Source organism: Pseudomonas sp. AU11447 (assembly GCF_001672555.2).
Classification (GTDB): domain Bacteria; phylum Pseudomonadota; class Gammaproteobacteria; order Pseudomonadales; family Pseudomonadaceae; genus Pseudomonas; species Pseudomonas nitroreducens.
On record NZ_LZDG02000058.1, the window covers coordinates 1 to 14,591 of the forward strand.

The window sequence follows — 14,591 nt, forward strand, 5'->3', positions numbered from 1 at the left end:
AGCTGCGCGAGCTGACCAAACAGGTCGCGCCGCTGCCGGAGCGCCTGGTGCGCATTGAGCAGCGCGACCCCACCAGCTTGTCCTTCAGCCAGGTCGCCCGCCTGCATGAGGGCAAGGCCCGCGACTGAGTGCGCACCGTCCCTTGTCCGCACGACTTTTCCGCGATCTCAGCCGTTTGTCGGGATTCCTGGTTTGTAGGAGTTTCACTACGTGCGATTAGGACTCGTCTGATAAGAAAGGCGGCAAATCGTCGCTAAATTGGCCTCGTCAAAAATTTCTCCCGAGGCCATCGATATGGCGACCATTTCCCGACGTGCCATGGTGCTGTGCTCGCATCCCGGTCGGCTGCTGAACTACAGCGTGCTGCTCAATCGTCTGGAGTTCTATCACCTGAGCCTGTGCCTGAACCTGGACGAAGTACGCAAGGCGCTCGCCACCCGGCAACGCTACAGCCTGTTCATCCATGACGACTTCCGCCCGGGCCCCAGCGAACTGCTGAGCCTCAAGGCGCTGAGCCAGAGCAATACCTTCCGCCAGTTCCTGCTGGTCGGGCACTATAGTGCCGAGGAAAAGCGCGGGCTGATGCAATGGGCCTGGGCCAACCGCGTGCCGCTGCTGGATGTTCTGGACAAGCCGTTGTCGCTGGCGCAGTTGCGCGAAGTGACCAGCGGCATGGTGCTCTATCACAGCGAGGACCGGCAGCCGATCCGTCAATCGGTGCGTGAGTTCTGCGACTTCGCTCCGGCAGGCGATCTTCCGCCGGCAAAGCCCGGCTGCGAGTGCCGCGGCTGAGGCAGGTCACTGGCGCCGGGAGTCCGGCCCTTCCAGCAACAGGGGCATCGCGTCCGGCGGCGCCCCTGGCGTGTCGTTCAGCGGGCTCTTGCCCTTGAGATACCAGGCGAAGGCGATGATTTCGGCGATGGTGCGGTAGAGCGCCTCGGGAATCGCGTCGCCCAACTCCAGGCGCGCCAGCAGGCGCACCAGTTCGCCATTCTCGTAGATCGGCACCTCATGGTGGCGGGCGATGGCGAGGATGGTTTCCGCCAGTTCGTCGTCACCCTTGGCGGTGAGGGTCGGCGCGCTCTGCCCGTCATAGTTGAGCGCGATGACCTGGCGCGGGGCTTTCCTGGCCTTCTTCATGCGGTCTCATCCACCCAGCGCTGTTCTACTGCCGTCCGCGCCCCCTGAGGCGGCTTGCCCTGGCGGCAGCTCAGCTCGCCCACGGTCAGGCCGGCGTCGCTCAGGCGTTGGCGCAGGGTGCCCAGTTCGCCATCGATGAGGTTGGCGGTGGTGCCGCGCTCGGCCCACAGCTGGGTGCCGATGCTGCCGTGGGCCAGGGTGGCCTGGACCTGCAGCGGGCCGAGGCTGTCCAGGTCGAATGCGAGGTCGACGCGCCAGAGCATGTCGCGGGTCTGCTGCTCGCGCTCGCTGGCCTGGCTGTCCTTTTCTTCCTGCTGGATACGCACTTGGATCGGCACCATCTGATGTTGATGGCGCAGGGGGATTTCCAGTTGCCAGGTATTCACCACGGTGCCGTCGGGGAGAACGTCGCTTTGCGCCAGGCTGCCCAGCTGGTGTGTCTGCAGACGCGAAACCGCGGCCGCGGCGAGCTTGAGCAGCGATTCGAGATCACCTTCCTGCTCCAGCTCACTGGCAAGCCGGCTGGGGAGCGGAAAGCTGATCGGTGACGGCGTGCGCCCGCTGGTCTGGCCGATGACACCCAGGGCGTTGCGCACGAAGGCCGGCATGGCCTGCGCCAGATTGCTGGCACCGGCCATGGCGTTGCCCGGCAGATTGTTCAGCACGGCCGCCGCCGTGCCGCCTTGTACGGCAGGCAGCAACTGGGCGATCAGCCGCAGCAGGTTGGCCTTGAGGTCCAGGGGAAGGCTTTCGACACCGCGCAGCATCTGCCCTTCGAGGAACGCGCCGCTCTGCTGGAAGGCCTGGGCCACGCCCTTGGCGTCACTGAGCTGGCGAATGTCCGGCAGTGCGCCGAGCAACTTATCCACCGACTGACGCAGCTCGGGGCTAACGTCCGGGTTGCTGCCGGCGCCCTGCAGCGCCTTGAGCAGCCCGTCCAGCGGGCCCTGGCGGCTCTGCTGGGCGCTGAGTTGCAGGCTCAGGTCGAGCTGTTCCAGACGGGCATTCATCGGCAGGAACTGCAAGGCCTGCTGGTCCTGCACACGGGCGCTGAGCAGGCTGTTGAGCGGTAGCGGGTTGGGCGATTCGATGCTCAGCTGGCGCCCGGCCAGCGGAGTGTTGAGCAGCGTCACCAGGACCTTGTAAACCACCTGTTCGGCCTTGCCGAGGACGACCAACTGGCTGGCATCGACCTTGCCCTGGATCAGCGTGCCGACCGGCAACACGTCGAGGTCGAGGCTGCCCAGCGGCGTCTGGCTAGTGCCGCCCAGGCCCAGCGAGCCCAGGCTTGGCTGGGTCAGCAGGGTGGCGGCGAGGCTGGTCTGGTTCAGTGTCGACAACTGTAGGGTGCTGCCCTTGGGCAGCGCCTGGGAGCTTTCTGCCACCACCAGCGCCTGCTGGCCGCTGGCCATGGTCAGGCGCAGCAGCAACTGGAAACTCACCTGCCCGTCACGTACCGCCAGCACTTCCGCATGGGCCTTGTCCCCCGGCGGCAGCAGGTCGCCCAGGCTTTGCGCGAGCTTGAGCGTCAGCTCGGCGGCGTTCTGCGTGCTGCGCAGCGACGGCGTAGGCGGTAGCGGACGGGAAGCGCCAATTTCGCTCGGCATCGGGGTCCTGTAGGCGGCGTGACGGGATTACGGCCAGTGTATCGGCGGCGACTGCAGGGACTTTAGACCGTCCGGCGGCCGCGGGGCAGGGCGCTTGAGGCTGGCAGGGTGCGCTGATTTGACGTTACAAGCTGTCGAAAAACCTGACGTCGGGTGTAGGAACGGCTGTGTATAATGCGCCGCCCGAGGCCGTGCTTGGCGGCCCGCGCGGCATGGCCGCGTTTTTGCACCACTGACTGTTTTCTGCCCGACGGTTGCCGATGCCCTTGAACCATCCCCTCCTCGAAACCGTGGCGCTCGCCTGCGAGCGGGACTGGCGCATGCTGTTCGAGCGTCTCGATTTGCGACTGGGCGCGGGCGAAATGCTACAGATCGTCGGCCCTAATGGCAGCGGCAAGACCAGCCTGCTGCGCTTGCTCAGCGGGCTGATGCAGCCCACCGCCGGTGAGGTGCTGCTCAACGGCAAGCCGCTCACCGAGCAACGCCACGAACTGGCCCGGCTGCTGTTGTGGATCGGCCACGCCGCCGGCATCAAGGGCCTGCTCACCGCCGAAGAAAATCTCGCCTGGCTCTGTGCGCTGCACCAGCCGGCCAACCGCGATGCCATCTGGCAAGCGCTGGAGGCCGTCGGCCTGCGCGGTTTCGAGGACGTTCCCTGCCATACCCTGTCCGCCGGCCAGCAGCGCCGCGTGGCCCTGGCGCGCCTGTACCTCGACGCGCCGCCGCTGTGGATCCTCGACGAACCCTTCACCGCCCTGGACAAACAGGGCGTGGCGCAACTCGAAGAACACCTTGCCGGCCATTGCGAGCGCGGCGGGCTGGTGGTGCTGACCACCCACCACACCCTGGAGCGCATGCCTTCAGGCTATCGCGCCCTCGACCTGGGTCAGCACGCACGGGAGGCGGCGCGATGAGCAACGTCTTCACCCTGCTGCTCGCCCGCGAAGCGCGCCTGCTGTTCCGCCGTCCGGCGGAGCTGGCTAATCCTTTGGTGTTCTTCGCCATCGTCATCGCGCTGTTCCCGCTGGCGGTCGGCCCCGAATCGGAAATGCTCAAGAACCTTTCGCCCGGCCTCGTCTGGGTCGCGGCATTGCTGGCGGTGCTGCTGTCGCTGGACGGCCTGTTCCGCAGCGATTTCGAGGATGGTTCTCTGGAACAGTGGGTCCTTTCGCCGCACCCCCTGCCACTACTGGTCCTGGCCAAAGTGCTGGCACACTGGCTGGTTTCAGGGCTGGCCCTGGTGCTGCTTTCGCCACTGTTCGCCCTGATGCTGGGCCTGCCGGCGCGCTGCCTGCCGGACCTGCTGCTGTCGCTGCTGCTGGGTACACCGGTGCTGAGCCTGCTGGGCGCCGTGGGCGCTGCACTCACCGTCGGGCTCAAGCGTGGCGGCCTGCTGCTGGCCTTGCTGATTCTGCCGCTCTACATTCCGGTGCTGATCCTGGGCAGCGGAGCGCTTCAGGCGTCGCTGCAGGGGCTGCCCACCGCCGGGCACCTGTTGTGGCTGGCCAGCCTGACGGCGTTAGCATTGACGCTGACGCCCTTTGCCATCGCCGCCGGGCTGAAGATCAGCGTTGGCGAGTGAACGAACGATCGCCGGGCTGGGAAGCGGCACCGGCGGCAGACTAGAGCTTTGAAATACAGAGCCTGATGATGAACTGGACTTGGTTTCACAAACTTGGCTCGCCCAAGTGGTTCTACGAGATCAGCGGACGCTGGCTGCCGTGGTTCGCCGTCGCTGCAATCGTGCTGATGGCTGCCGGCACCGTCTGGGGCCTGGCCTTCGCACCGCCGGACTACCAGCAGGGCAACAGCTTCCGGATCATCTATATCCACGTACCGGCGGCGTTCCTCGCCCAGTCCTGCTACGTCATGCTCGCCGTGGCCGGCGCCATCGGCCTGATCTGGAAAATGAAGATTGCCGACGTCGCCGTGCAGTGCGCCGCGCCCATCGGTGCCTGGATGACCTTCGTCGCGCTGGTCACCGGGGCCATCTGGGGCAAGCCGACCTGGGGCGCCTGGTGGGTCTGGGACGCACGCCTGACCTCGATGCTGATCCTGCTGTTCCTGTATTTCGGCATCATCGCCCTGGGCCAGGCCATCACCAACCGCGACAGCGCCGCCAAGGCCTGCGCCGTGCTGGCCATCGTCGGCGTGGTGAACATCCCGATCATCAAGTACTCGGTGGACTGGTGGAATACCCTGCACCAGCCGGCCACCTTCACCCTGACCGAAAAGCCGCCGATGCCGCCGGAGATGTGGATTCCGCTGCTGATGATGGTCGCCGGTTTCTACTGCTTCTTCGCCGTGGTGTTGATGATGCGCATGCGCCTGGAAGTGCTCAAGCGCGAAGCCCGCGCGAGCTGGGTGAAGGCCGAGGTGGAGCGCGTGCTATGAGTTTCGAGTCTTTCTCCGATTTCCTCGCCATGGGTCACCATGGCCCTTACGTGTGGTCCGCCTACGCCATCTGCGCGGTGGTCCTGGCGATCAACGTCGTCTCGCCCATCGTGGCGCGCCGGCGTTACCTGCAAGAAGAGGCGCGTCGTCTGCGCCGGGAGGCCAGCAAGTGAATCCGGTCCGCAAGAAGCGTCTGTACATCGTTCTCGCCATCGTTGCCGGTGTCGGTGTCGCCGTCAGCCTGGCGCTGTCGGCCCTGCAGGAAAATATCAATCTGTTCTACACCCCGACCCAGATCGCCAACGGCGAGGCGCCCCATGACACGCGCATCCGCGCCGGCGGCATGGTGGAGAAGGGCTCGCTCAAGCGTTCGGCGGATTCGCTGGACGTGGAATTCGTGGTCACCGACTTCGCCAAGGAAGTCACGGTGAAGTACCGCGGCATCCTCCCGGACCTGTTCCGCGAAGGGCAGGGCATCGTCGCCCTCGGCAAGATCAACGAGGCCGGCGTGCTGACCGCCGATGAAGTGCTGGCCAAGCACGACGAGAAATACATGCCGCCGGAAGTCACCAAGGCACTCAAGGACAGCGGCAAGCTGGAGCACTACGAAGCCAGCCAGAACGGTAATGCCGCGCCGCAACAAGGGAGCAACTGACGATGGTCCCCGAACTCGGCCACCTCTCGCTGATCCTCGCGCTGTGCATGGCGCTGGTGATGTCGTTCTTCCCGCTGATCGGCGCCTGGCGCGGCGATCGCCAGTGGATGAGCCTGGCGCGCCCGGCAGCCTGGGGGCAGTTCGCCTTCCTGCTGTTCTCCTTCGGCTGCCTGACCTGGGCCTTCCTCCACGATGATTTCTCGGTGGCCTACGTCGCCAGCAACTCCAACAGCGCGCTGCCCTGGTACTACAAGTTCAGCGCCGTGTGGGGCGCCCACGAAGGCTCGCTGCTGCTCTGGGCGCTGATCCTCGGCGGCTGGACCTTCGCTGTCTCGGTGTTCTCCCGCCAGTTGCCGGAAGTGATGCTGGCCCGCGTGCTGGCCGTGATGGGCATGATCAGCACCGGTTTCCTGCTGTTCCTGATCATCACCTCCAACCCCTTCAGCCGCCTGCTGCCGCAGGTGCCGGCCGACGGCAACGACCTCAACCCGCTGCTGCAGGACCCGGGCCTGATCATCCACCCGCCGATGCTCTACATGGGCTACGTGGGCTTCTCGGTGGCCTTCGCCTTCGCTATTGCCGCGCTGCTCGGCGGCCGCCTTGACGCCGCCTGGGCGCGCTGGTCGCGGCCCTGGACGCTGGTGGCCTGGACCTTCCTCGGCGTCGGTATCGTGCTGGGCTCCTGGTGGGCCTACTACGAGTTGGGCTGGGGCGGCTGGTGGTTCTGGGACCCGGTGGAAAACGCCTCGTTCATGCCCTGGCTGGTGGGCACCGCGCTGATCCACTCGCTGGCGGTGACCGAGAAGCGCGGCGTGTTCAAGAGCTGGACCGTGCTGCTGGCCATCGCGGCCTTCTCGCTGAGCCTGCTGGGCACGTTCCTGGTCCGTTCCGGTGTACTGACCTCGGTGCACGCCTTCGCCTCGGACCCCGAGCGCGGCGTGTTCATCCTGGCCTTCCTGCTGGTGGTGGTCGGCGGCTCGCTGACGCTGTTCGCCCTGCGCGCGCCAGTGGTCAAGAGCCAGGTCGGCTTCGCCCTGTGGTCCCGCGAGACCCTGCTGCTGCTGAACAACCTGATCCTGGTGGTCACCGCCTCGATGATCCTGCTGGGCACCCTCTACCCGCTGGTGCTCGATGCCATCAGCGGCGCCAAGCTGTCCGTCGGCCCGCCGTACTTCAACGCGCTGTTCGTGCCGCTGATCGCCATCCTCATGCTGGCCTTGGCGGTCGGTGTGCTGGTGCGCTGGAAGGACACTCCGACCCGCTGGCTGCGCAACATGCTCACCCCGGTGCTGATCGGCACCGTGGTGCTGGGTGGCCTCGGCAGCTTCCTGTATGGCGAGCTGCACTGGGAAGTGCTGACCGTGTTCATGCTGGCGGCCTGGGTGGTGCTGGCCGGTGTGCGTGACTTCTTCGACAAGGTCCGCCACAAGGGCGTGATCGCCGGTGCCGCGGGCCTGAACCGCAGCTACTGGGGCATGCAGCTGGCGCACTTCGGTATCGCCATCTGCGCCATCGGCGTGGTGCTGACCAGCCAGTTCAGCGCCCAGCGCGACCTGCGCATGGCGCCGGGCGAGTCGGTTGAGCTGGCGGGTTACCAGTTCCGCTTCGAAGGCACCCACCATTTCGAAGGTCCGAACTTCACCTCCGACAAGGGCACCATCCGCGTCACCCGCAAGGGCTCGGAAGTGGCCGTGCTGCACCCGGAGAAGCGCCTGTACAGCGTGCAGAACTCGATGATGACCGAGGCCGGTATCCACGGCAGCCTGACCCGCGACCTCTACGTCGCCCTGGGTGAGCCGCTGGACGACGGTGCCTGGGCCGTGCGCGTGCACATCAAGCCCTTCGTGCGCTTCATCTGGCTCGGCGGCCTGCTGATGGCCCTGGGCGGCGTGCTGGCGGCGCTCGACCGTCGCTACCGGCTGAAAGTGAAAACGCGTGTACGCGAGGCCCTGGGCCTCGCCGGACAGGGAGCCTGAGTGTGAAGCGTGCGATCCTGCTGTTGCCCCTGGCGATCTTCCTGGTCGTCGCGGTATTCCTCTTCCGTGGCCTGTGGCTGGACCCCAGCGAGCTGCCCTCGGCGCTGATCGGCAAGCCGTTCCCGGCGTTCTCCCTGCCCAGCGTCACCGAGCCGGGCAAGACCTACACCGAGGCCGATATCAAGGGCAAGCCGGCGCTGGTCAACGTCTGGGGCACCTGGTGCCCGACCTGCCGCTTCGAGCATCCGGTGCTGACCGACCTCGCCGCCAAGGGCGTGGTGATCTACGGCATCAACTACAAGGATGACGGCGCCGCCGCGCAGAAGTGGCTCAAGGAGCTGCACAACCCCTACCTGCTGAACATCGCCGACGCACAGGGCACCCTCGGCCTTGACCTGGGCGTCTACGGCGCGCCGGAGACCTACATCATCGACAAGGACGGCATCATCCGCCACAAGCTGGTTGGCGCCGTCGACGAGAAGGTCTGGCGCGAGCAGTTGGCGCCGATCTACCAGGGGCTGGTCGACGAGGCGCAAGGTAAATGAAGCGACTTCTTGCCGCCGCAGCGCTGGGCCTGGCTCTCACTGGTATCGCCCACGCGGCCATCGACACCTACGAGTTCGCCAACGACGCCGAGCGCGAACGTTTCCGCGACCTGACCACCGAGCTGCGTTGCCCCAAGTGCCAGAACCAGGACATCGCCGACTCCAACGCGCCGATCGCCGCCGACCTGCGCAAGCAGATCTACACCCAGATGGCGGCCGGCAAGAGCAACCAGCAGATCGTCGACTACATGGTCGACCGCTACGGCGAGTTCGTGCGCTACAAGCCCGAAGTCAGCGAGCGCACCTGGCTGCTCTGGTTCGGCCCCGCCGCGCTGCTGGGGCTGGGCGTGATCATCATCGGCGCCATCGTCGTGCGCCGCCGTCGCCCGGCCGCTGCCACTTCCACCACGCTGTCCGCCGAGGAGCAGGCGCGTCTCGACCAATTGCTGGATAACCAAGACAAATGATCGATTTCTGGCTCGCCGCCGGCCTGCTGTTGCTGGTAGCCCTGGCATTTCTCCTCGTCCCTCTGCTGCGTGGCCGCAAGGCCCAGGCCGAGGAAGACCGTACCGCCCTCAACGTCGCCCTGTACCAGGAACGCCTGGCAGAGCTGACCGCCCAGCGTGACGCCGGGACTCTCGACGACGCCCAGCTCGAAGCCGGCCGCGCCGAAGCGGCCCGCGAGCTGCTCTCCGATACCGAAGGTGCCAGCGAGGACCGTCGCTCGCGCCTGGGCCGTGCGGCGCCGATGATCGTCGCGCTGGTCCTGCCGTTCCTTGCCCTGGGCCTGTATCTGCACTGGGGCGCCAGCGACAAGGTCGCCCTGGCCCGCGAATTCGCCACCGCGCCGCATTCCATGGAAGAAATGACCACTCGCCTGGAGCGCGCGGTGCAGGCCCAGCCGGATTCCGCCGAGGGCTGGTACTTCCTCGGCCGCACCTACATGACCCAGAACCGCGCCGGCGACGCCGCCAAGGCCTTCGAGCAGGCCGCGCGCCTCTCCGGTCGCCAACCGGAAGTGCTCGGCCAGTGGGCCCAGGCGCTGTATTTCGCCGGTGACAAGGCGCTGACCCAGCAGGTCCGCGAGCTGGCCGACGAAGCCCTGAAGAAGGACCCACAGGAAGTCACCACCCTCGGTCTGCTCGGCATCGCCGCCTTCGAGGACGAGAAGTACGCCGACGCCATCGACTACTGGGGCCGCCTGGTTGCCGTGCTGCCGCAGGACGATCCGTCCCGCAGCGCCATTGCCGGTGGCGTCGAGCGCGCCCGCCAGCGCATGGTCGAGAAGGGCGAGACCCCGCCGGAGGCGCCTGCCGCTGCGCAGACCGCCGGTGTGACCCTGAAGGTGAAGGTCGACCTGACCGCCGCCGTGAAGGGCCAGGTCAAGCCGGACGACAGCGTGTTCGTTTTCGCCCGCGCTGTGAGCGGGCCGCCGATGCCGCTGGCGGTGAAGCGCCTGAAGGTCTCCGACCTGCCCAGCGAGGTTTCCCTCAGTGATGCCGACGCGATGATGCCGCAGCTCAAGCTCTCGCAGCATCCGCAGGTGCAGCTCGTCGCGCGGATCTCCCGCGCCGGCAATGCCATCACCGGCGAATGGATCGGACGCAGCGAAGCGTTGTCTACTGCCAACGCGGGCGAGCAGAGCGTCACCATCGACAGCCCGGATCAGAAGTAAGACGAACAAGAGAGGGTTGAGCGATGAAGGGCAGAGTGCTGGCGCTGGGCGCCATGCTGGTATTGGGTGGTTGTGTGGTGCAGCCGCAGCAACCTGAGCAGCCGCCACAACAGACGCCTCCGCCCGCGCATCCGACCACTCCGACACCGCCGCCCAAGCAGTCGTCTTCGCCGATCACCCCGCAGCCGAGCTCCGCACCGGCTGCCAAGCGCCCGACCCAGTTCGCCCCGCCGCCCGGTGGCAAGGGGCGCTGGGATGCCAGCCTGGGCGTCTACGTGATCCAGGGCCAGAAGGACCTCTACTACCGCCAGCGGACCTATTACCACTGGGACAACGGCTGGTACTGGGGCGTCGGCCCGCAAGGCCCGTGGACCGAGACCGACAGCAGCGGCGTGCCGCCGGGGCTGACGCGCAAGTACGCGCAATAACGCGGGCTTTTCGTAGGAGCGAGCTTGCTCGCGAACCGCTTGACGCCGGTGTCGCCGGGAGTCTCGTGCGCGAGCAAGCTCGCTCCTACAGGTTCCACCGAGGCGGCGCTCAATCGAACGTCCCCATCTCCGTCCCCAGCTCTATCACTTCCACCCGGTTGCGCCCACTGGCCTTGGCCTTGTACAGCGCCTTGTCCGCCGCCGCGTAGAGGCCCTCGTAGGTTCCCGGCATGCCGGCTTCCAGGCAGGCAATGCCGAAGCTGGCGGTGAGATAGAGCAGGCCGTCCTTCATCGGCAAGGGAGTTTCCTCCAGCAGACGGCGCACCTTTTCGGCGATGGTGCGCGCCTGCGGCTGCGAGGTGTCGGGCAACAGCAGCAGGAACTCCTCGCCACCCAGACGCGCCACGCTGTCGCCGGTGCGTGTGTAGTTGCGCAGGAGCGTGGCGGTATGGCGGATCACTTCATCGCCCAGTGGATGGCCATAGCGGTCGTTGATGAACTTGAAATGATCCAGGTCCACCATGAGCAGGCTGATGGGCGCCGGCTGGCGCGCGGCGCGGGACAGTTCCATGCCCACCAGCTGGTCGAACTGGCGGCGGTTGAACAACCCGGTCAGCGGGTCGTGGCCGGCGAGGTATTCCAGCTGGCGGTTCTTTTCCTCCAGTTCCAGCCGCTGTTGGCGGAGGAACTCGCGCTGGCGCAGGTTGCGCACATGGCCGTGCCAGAGGATCAGCGAAAGGATCACGCCGATGCCACAGATGGTCAGCCCGCCCATCTGGTTGGACAGGCGCAGCTGCGGATCGGCCTGGGTCAGGCCGATCGTCAGTTCGAAGGCGGCGAAGGCGAGAATGTAGAGGGTGACCGCCAGTCGGGGGCGCATCAGCAGGATCAGGGCGGCGGCCACCGAGGCCATCAGGAAGGGCGTGATGCTGCTGGTGACCTGTTGGTCTGCGCCGGTTATGGCGACGCCGAAGCCCAGCAGCAAGGCGCTGCCCAGGATGGTCAGCAGTTGCATGTACCACAGCGGCGCGCTGCGCCTGGGTGGTAAGGCGAGCCATGCCAGCAGCCCGAGCAGGGAGAAGAGTACCGCGACCGTGGCATGCACGCGGATGATGTCCATCCTCCAGCCGTCGTGCGCCGCGCTCGCCCCTTGCAGATTGAGCTTGAACACGATGATGTGGATCAGATCGAAGAGCACGGCCAGCGGTGCCGACAGATACAGCCGCCTGAGGTTTTCCCGGGCGATCGGCAGCGCCAGCGCGTCGTTGACCGCGATGGCGTGGTGCAGTCGCTGGAGCAACGTCCTGGACACGGGCTCTGGCCTCCTGCGCAAAGTGCCGGGCAGTTGCAGAATAGTCAGCCGCTGCCACGCTGTCGTGGCGATCGAGCCTGACGTGACCTGGCCTTGCATTGAGGGAGTCACAGGCCGCTATCGATAAATTTCCGACCCTGGCAACGAATTGGCCTGGAACATTGTCGGATAAGCCCTCTGCGGGCATAGTCCGCAACCCGGATCGCTCAAGGATATGCGTCATGAATAGAGTGCAAAGACTGCCGACGGAGCAGGGCCTGGATGCCGAGCGCGCCCTGCTGGACGCCACCTTTGCCGGCCAGCGTGACAGCGGCCTGCTGTTCTGGCGCCCACAGGAGCAGTCCCTGGTGATGCCGCGCCGGCTGAGTCGACTGGAAGGCTTTTCTGCCGCCGAGGCCGCGTGTGCCGGGCTGGGGTGGCCGATAGCCCTGCGCGACACCGGTGGCGAACCGGTACCGCAGTCCCCTGGCGTGCTCAATGTCGCACTGGTCTATGCGATCCCGCCGGGCGATAACGAGCAGACGCGTATCGAAACCGCCTATCTGCGCCTGTGCCAGCCGCTGTGCGACTGGTTGGCCGCCCTCGGCCTCGATCCGGGCCTGGGGGAAGTGGAGGGCGCCTTCTGCGATGGCCGCTACAACGTCAACCTGGGTGGTCGCAAGTTGGTGGGCACCGCCCAGCGCTGGCGCCGCCGGCCCAGCGACGGGCGCTATGTGGTCCTGGCCCACGGCGCGATCCTGATGGAAAACCAGCGCGAGCCGATGGTCGATGCGGTGAACGCCTTCTACGAGAATTGTGGGCTCGACGCCCGCGTGCGCGCCACCAGCCACGTGGCGCTGGATGAGCGGTACGAGCAGCCCTGGGACCAGGTTGACGCCCTGGCCGGGCAGTTCCAGCGGCACTTGCTGGCCGAGGGCGTGGCGCTGGATGTGTGATACGAACGACGTGGGTGGATATTCGCTTCGCCCCAACCCTTCCAAGGAGTCTTGATACATGGAACATGGGACGAATTACCTGCAATCCACGGTGGTCTTCCTGATCGCCGCGGTGTTCATGGTGCCGTTGGCCAAGCGCCTGCAGCTCGGCGCTGTGCTGGGTTACCTGCTCGCTGGGGTGATCATCGGGCCGTACCTGCTGGGCCTGATCGACAACCCGGAAAGCGTCGCCAGTCTTTCCGAGCTGGGTGTGGTGCTGCTGCTCTTCATCATCGGCCTGGAGCTGTCGCCCAAGCGCCTCTGGGTGATGCGCAAGCAGGTATTCGGCGTGGGCCTGGCACAGGTGCTGCTGACCGCCCTGGCACTGGGCAGCCTCGCCGTGCTGGTGTTTGAGCTGCCGGTGAATACCGCCGTGGTGATCGGCGGCGGCCTGGCGCTGTCGTCCACTGCCTTCGGCCTGCAGATCCTCGCGGAGCGCAAGGAACTCAACAGTCCCTATGGACGCCTGGCGTTCGCCATCCTGTTGTTCCAGGACATCGCCGCGATCCCGCTGATCGCCATGATCCCGCTGCTGGGCGCCCGCGCCGACACCCTCGCTCCCGGTGGCGATGTCGCCCATGTGATCGAAGTGGTGGGCAGCATCGCCGTGGTGGTGATCGGCGGGCGCTTCCTGCTGCGCCCGGTGTTCCGCTCGGTGGCGCGCACCGGTCAGGCTGACCTGTCCACCGCTACTGCCTTGCTGGTCGTGGTCGGTACGGCGTGGTTGATGGAGGAGGCCGGTGTATCCATGGGGCTGGGCGCCTTCCTCGCCGGCCTGTTGCTGGCGGATTCCGAGTACCGCCATGAACTGGAAGCGCAGATCGAACCCTTCAAGGGCCTGTTGCTGGGGCTGTTCTTCATCAGCGTGGGCATGAGTGCTGACCTCGGCCTGCTCAAGAACGAGCCGTTCCGGGTCATTGGCCTGACCCTGCTGCTGGTGGCGATCAAGCTGCCGCTGCTGTTCGTCATCGGCCGTCTGGCCGGTGGCCTGGACAAGGTATCGGCGCTGCGCCTGGGCGTGCTGCTCGGTGCCGGTGGCGAATTCGCCTTCGTGGTGTTCAAGCTGGCGGCGGCGCAGGGTCTGATGGATGCCGACATGCATTCGCTGCTGGTGCTGGGCATCACCCTGTCCATGGCGATGACGCCGCTGATGGTGCTGGCCCTCGCACGCAGCATCAAACCCAAGCCCGAGGTACTGCGAGAGCCGCCGCCGGAGTACAGCCAACTGCCGGACGACGCGCCGCGCGTGGTGATCGCCGGTATGGGCCGGATGGGCCAGGTGGTTGCCCGTATCATGCGCGCCCAGGGCGTGCCCTTCGTCGCGCTGGATACCTCGGTGGACACCATCGAACTGACCCGCAGCTACGGCAATATCCCGATCTTCTACGGCGACCCGCTGCGCCCGGAAATCCTCCGGGCAGCCCAGGTGGAGAAGGCCGAGTTCTTCGTCGTCGCCACCGACGACCCGCAGACCAACATCGAGACCGCGCGCCTGGTGCGCAAGCTCTACCCGCACATCAAGGTCATCGGCCGGGCGCGTAACCGCCAGCACGTCTATCACCTGCTGGACGCCGACGCGACGCCGGTGCGCGAAACCTTCCACTCGAGCCTGGAAATGAGCCGCCTGCTGCTCACCGGCCTGGGCCTGAACGAAGAGCAGGTCGGCGCGCGCATCCGCCGCTTCAAGCGCCACGACGAGGCGGTGCTGATGGCCCAGTACCGCGTCTACGACGACGAGAAAGCCGTGGTCCAGACTGCCCGCGAGGCACGCAAGGAACTGGAAACCCTGTTCGAGGCTGACCACCTGGAAGACCAGGGTATCGGCCACCACTGACGGGCCATTCCGCGCATCGATAGTGCTGGGGCGGGCTGCCCGCCCCGGCGC

The 14,591-nt window shown here is 66.4% G+C and carries 16 protein-coding genes and 1 pseudogene; 14 read left to right on the forward strand and 3 right to left on the reverse strand.

Annotated elements, in window-relative coordinates; genetic code table 11:
* A pseudogene (locus tag A6723_RS32485) lies at positions 1–128 on the forward strand (DUF2802 domain-containing protein); the annotation flags it as partial.
* Between the two features lie 166 nt (positions 129–294).
* Complete coding sequence (locus tag A6723_RS22185) at positions 295–792, forward strand: hypothetical protein (protein ID WP_256233649.1); 498 nt, start codon at positions 295–297, stop codon at positions 790–792.
* A 6-nt stretch (positions 793–798) separates the two neighbouring features.
* On the opposite strand, the gene A6723_RS22190 is transcribed toward A6723_RS22185, so the two are convergent.
* Both A6723_RS22190 and A6723_RS22195 read right to left on the reverse strand, forming a co-directional pair.
* On the reverse strand, positions 799–1,140 hold the full coding sequence (locus A6723_RS22190; protein ID WP_054907298.1) for an EscU/YscU/HrcU family type III secretion system export apparatus switch protein: 342 nt from the start codon (positions 1,138–1,140) through the stop codon (positions 799–801).
* Positions 1,137–2,747 (reverse strand): flagellar hook-length control protein FliK, encoded by a 1,611-nt coding sequence (locus tag A6723_RS22195; RefSeq protein WP_054907299.1) that lies wholly within the window; start codon positions 2,745–2,747, stop codon positions 1,137–1,139. The genes A6723_RS22190 and A6723_RS22195 overlap by 4 nt, the downstream gene beginning before the upstream one ends.
* A 260-nt stretch (positions 2,748–3,007) precedes the next feature.
* Here A6723_RS22195 and ccmA point away from each other — a divergent pair, with 260 nt between their 5' ends.
* The 10 genes from ccmA to A6723_RS22245 all read left to right on the forward strand — a co-directional run bounded on the left by ccmA (position 3,008) and on the right by A6723_RS22245 (position 10,420).
* Complete coding sequence (gene ccmA, locus A6723_RS22200; RefSeq protein WP_054907300.1) at positions 3,008–3,661, forward strand: cytochrome c biogenesis heme-transporting ATPase CcmA; 654 nt, start codon at positions 3,008–3,010, stop codon at positions 3,659–3,661.
* On the forward strand, positions 3,658–4,329 hold the full coding sequence (gene ccmB / locus A6723_RS22205) for a heme exporter protein CcmB (protein ID WP_054907301.1): 672 nt from the start codon (positions 3,658–3,660) through the stop codon (positions 4,327–4,329). Before ccmA ends, ccmB begins: the two co-directional genes overlap by 4 nt.
* A 65-nt stretch (positions 4,330–4,394) precedes the next feature.
* Positions 4,395–5,141 carry a heme ABC transporter permease gene (locus A6723_RS22210; RefSeq protein WP_139093035.1) on the forward strand — a complete coding sequence of 249 codons (747 nt, stop codon included), beginning with the start codon at positions 4,395–4,397 and terminating at the stop codon, positions 5,139–5,141.
* Entirely contained in the window at positions 5,138–5,314 is a 177-nt protein-coding gene (gene ccmD, locus A6723_RS22215) for a heme exporter protein CcmD (protein ID WP_024765945.1), read from the forward strand. The genes A6723_RS22210 and ccmD overlap by 4 nt, the downstream gene beginning before the upstream one ends.
* A complete protein-coding gene (ccmE, locus tag A6723_RS22220) occupies positions 5,311–5,796 on the forward strand; it encodes a cytochrome c maturation protein CcmE (RefSeq protein ID WP_024765946.1) in 486 nt (161 codons plus the stop codon). The genes ccmD and ccmE overlap by 4 nt, the downstream gene beginning before the upstream one ends.
* Before the next feature lie 2 nt (positions 5,797–5,798).
* Complete coding sequence (locus A6723_RS22225) at positions 5,799–7,772, forward strand: heme lyase CcmF/NrfE family subunit (RefSeq protein WP_054907302.1); 1,974 nt, start codon at positions 5,799–5,801, stop codon at positions 7,770–7,772.
* Positions 7,773–7,774: 2 nt separating this feature from the next.
* Entirely contained in the window at positions 7,775–8,317 is a 543-nt protein-coding gene (gene dsbE, locus A6723_RS22230) for a thiol:disulfide interchange protein DsbE (protein WP_037013469.1), read from the forward strand.
* Entirely contained in the window at positions 8,314–8,784 is a 471-nt protein-coding gene (locus A6723_RS22235; RefSeq protein WP_054907303.1) for a cytochrome c-type biogenesis protein, read from the forward strand. Before dsbE ends, A6723_RS22235 begins: the two co-directional genes overlap by 4 nt.
* Positions 8,781–9,992 (forward strand): c-type cytochrome biogenesis protein CcmI, encoded by a 1,212-nt coding sequence (gene ccmI, locus A6723_RS22240; RefSeq protein WP_054907304.1) that lies wholly within the window; start codon positions 8,781–8,783, stop codon positions 9,990–9,992. Before A6723_RS22235 ends, ccmI begins: the two co-directional genes overlap by 4 nt.
* Positions 9,993–10,015: 23 nt before the next feature.
* Positions 10,016–10,420 (forward strand): hypothetical protein, encoded by a 405-nt coding sequence (locus A6723_RS22245; RefSeq protein WP_054907305.1) that lies wholly within the window; start codon positions 10,016–10,018, stop codon positions 10,418–10,420.
* Positions 10,421–10,529: 109 nt separating this feature from the next.
* On the opposite strand, the gene A6723_RS22250 is transcribed toward A6723_RS22245, so the two are convergent.
* Positions 10,530–11,732 (reverse strand): GGDEF domain-containing protein, encoded by a 1,203-nt coding sequence (locus tag A6723_RS22250; RefSeq protein WP_054907306.1) that lies wholly within the window; start codon positions 11,730–11,732, stop codon positions 10,530–10,532.
* Positions 11,733–11,953: 221 nt separating this feature from the next.
* Here A6723_RS22250 and A6723_RS22255 point away from each other — a divergent pair, with 221 nt between their 5' ends.
* Both A6723_RS22255 and A6723_RS22260 read left to right on the forward strand, forming a co-directional pair.
* Positions 11,954–12,667: a lipoate--protein ligase family protein gene (locus A6723_RS22255; RefSeq protein WP_054907307.1), complete on the forward strand. Its 714-nt coding sequence runs from the start codon at positions 11,954–11,956 to the stop codon at positions 12,665–12,667.
* A 58-nt stretch (positions 12,668–12,725) separates the two neighbouring features.
* A complete protein-coding gene (locus A6723_RS22260) occupies positions 12,726–14,540 on the forward strand; it encodes a monovalent cation:proton antiporter-2 (CPA2) family protein (protein WP_054907308.1) in 1,815 nt (604 codons plus the stop codon).
* Positions 14,541–14,591: the final 51 nt, after the last annotated feature.

Bases quoted from the DNA above. Each gene is read 5' to 3' on its own strand.
- ccmB (WP_054907301.1), top strand. From the start codon at position 3,658: ATGAGCAACGTCTTCACCCTGCTGCTCGCCCGCGAAGCGCGCCTGCTG.
- A6723_RS22190 (WP_054907298.1), bottom strand. From the start codon at position 1,140: ATGAAGAAGGCCAGGAAAGCCCCGCGCCAGGTCATCGCGCTCAACTAT.
- ccmA (WP_054907300.1), top strand. From the start codon at position 3,008: ATGCCCTTGAACCATCCCCTCCTCGAAACCGTGGCGCTCGCCTGCGAG.
- A6723_RS22245 (WP_054907305.1), top strand. From the start codon at position 10,016: ATGAAGGGCAGAGTGCTGGCGCTGGGCGCCATGCTGGTATTGGGTGGT.
- ccmD (WP_024765945.1), top strand. From the start codon at position 5,138: ATGAGTTTCGAGTCTTTCTCCGATTTCCTCGCCATGGGTCACCATGGC.
- A6723_RS22210 (WP_139093035.1), top strand. From the start codon at position 4,395: ATGATGAACTGGACTTGGTTTCACAAACTTGGCTCGCCCAAGTGGTTC.
- A6723_RS22235 (WP_054907303.1), top strand. From the start codon at position 8,314: ATGAAGCGACTTCTTGCCGCCGCAGCGCTGGGCCTGGCTCTCACTGGT.
- A6723_RS22225 (WP_054907302.1), top strand. From the start codon at position 5,799: ATGGTCCCCGAACTCGGCCACCTCTCGCTGATCCTCGCGCTGTGCATG.
- A6723_RS22185 (WP_256233649.1), top strand. From the start codon at position 295: ATGGCGACCATTTCCCGACGTGCCATGGTGCTGTGCTCGCATCCCGGT.
- A6723_RS22260 (WP_054907308.1), top strand. From the start codon at position 12,726: ATGGAACATGGGACGAATTACCTGCAATCCACGGTGGTCTTCCTGATC.
- A6723_RS22255 (WP_054907307.1), top strand. From the start codon at position 11,954: ATGAATAGAGTGCAAAGACTGCCGACGGAGCAGGGCCTGGATGCCGAG.
- ccmI (WP_054907304.1), top strand. From the start codon at position 8,781: ATGATCGATTTCTGGCTCGCCGCCGGCCTGCTGTTGCTGGTAGCCCTG.
- A6723_RS22195 (WP_054907299.1), bottom strand. From the start codon at position 2,747: ATGCCGAGCGAAATTGGCGCTTCCCGTCCGCTACCGCCTACGCCGTCG.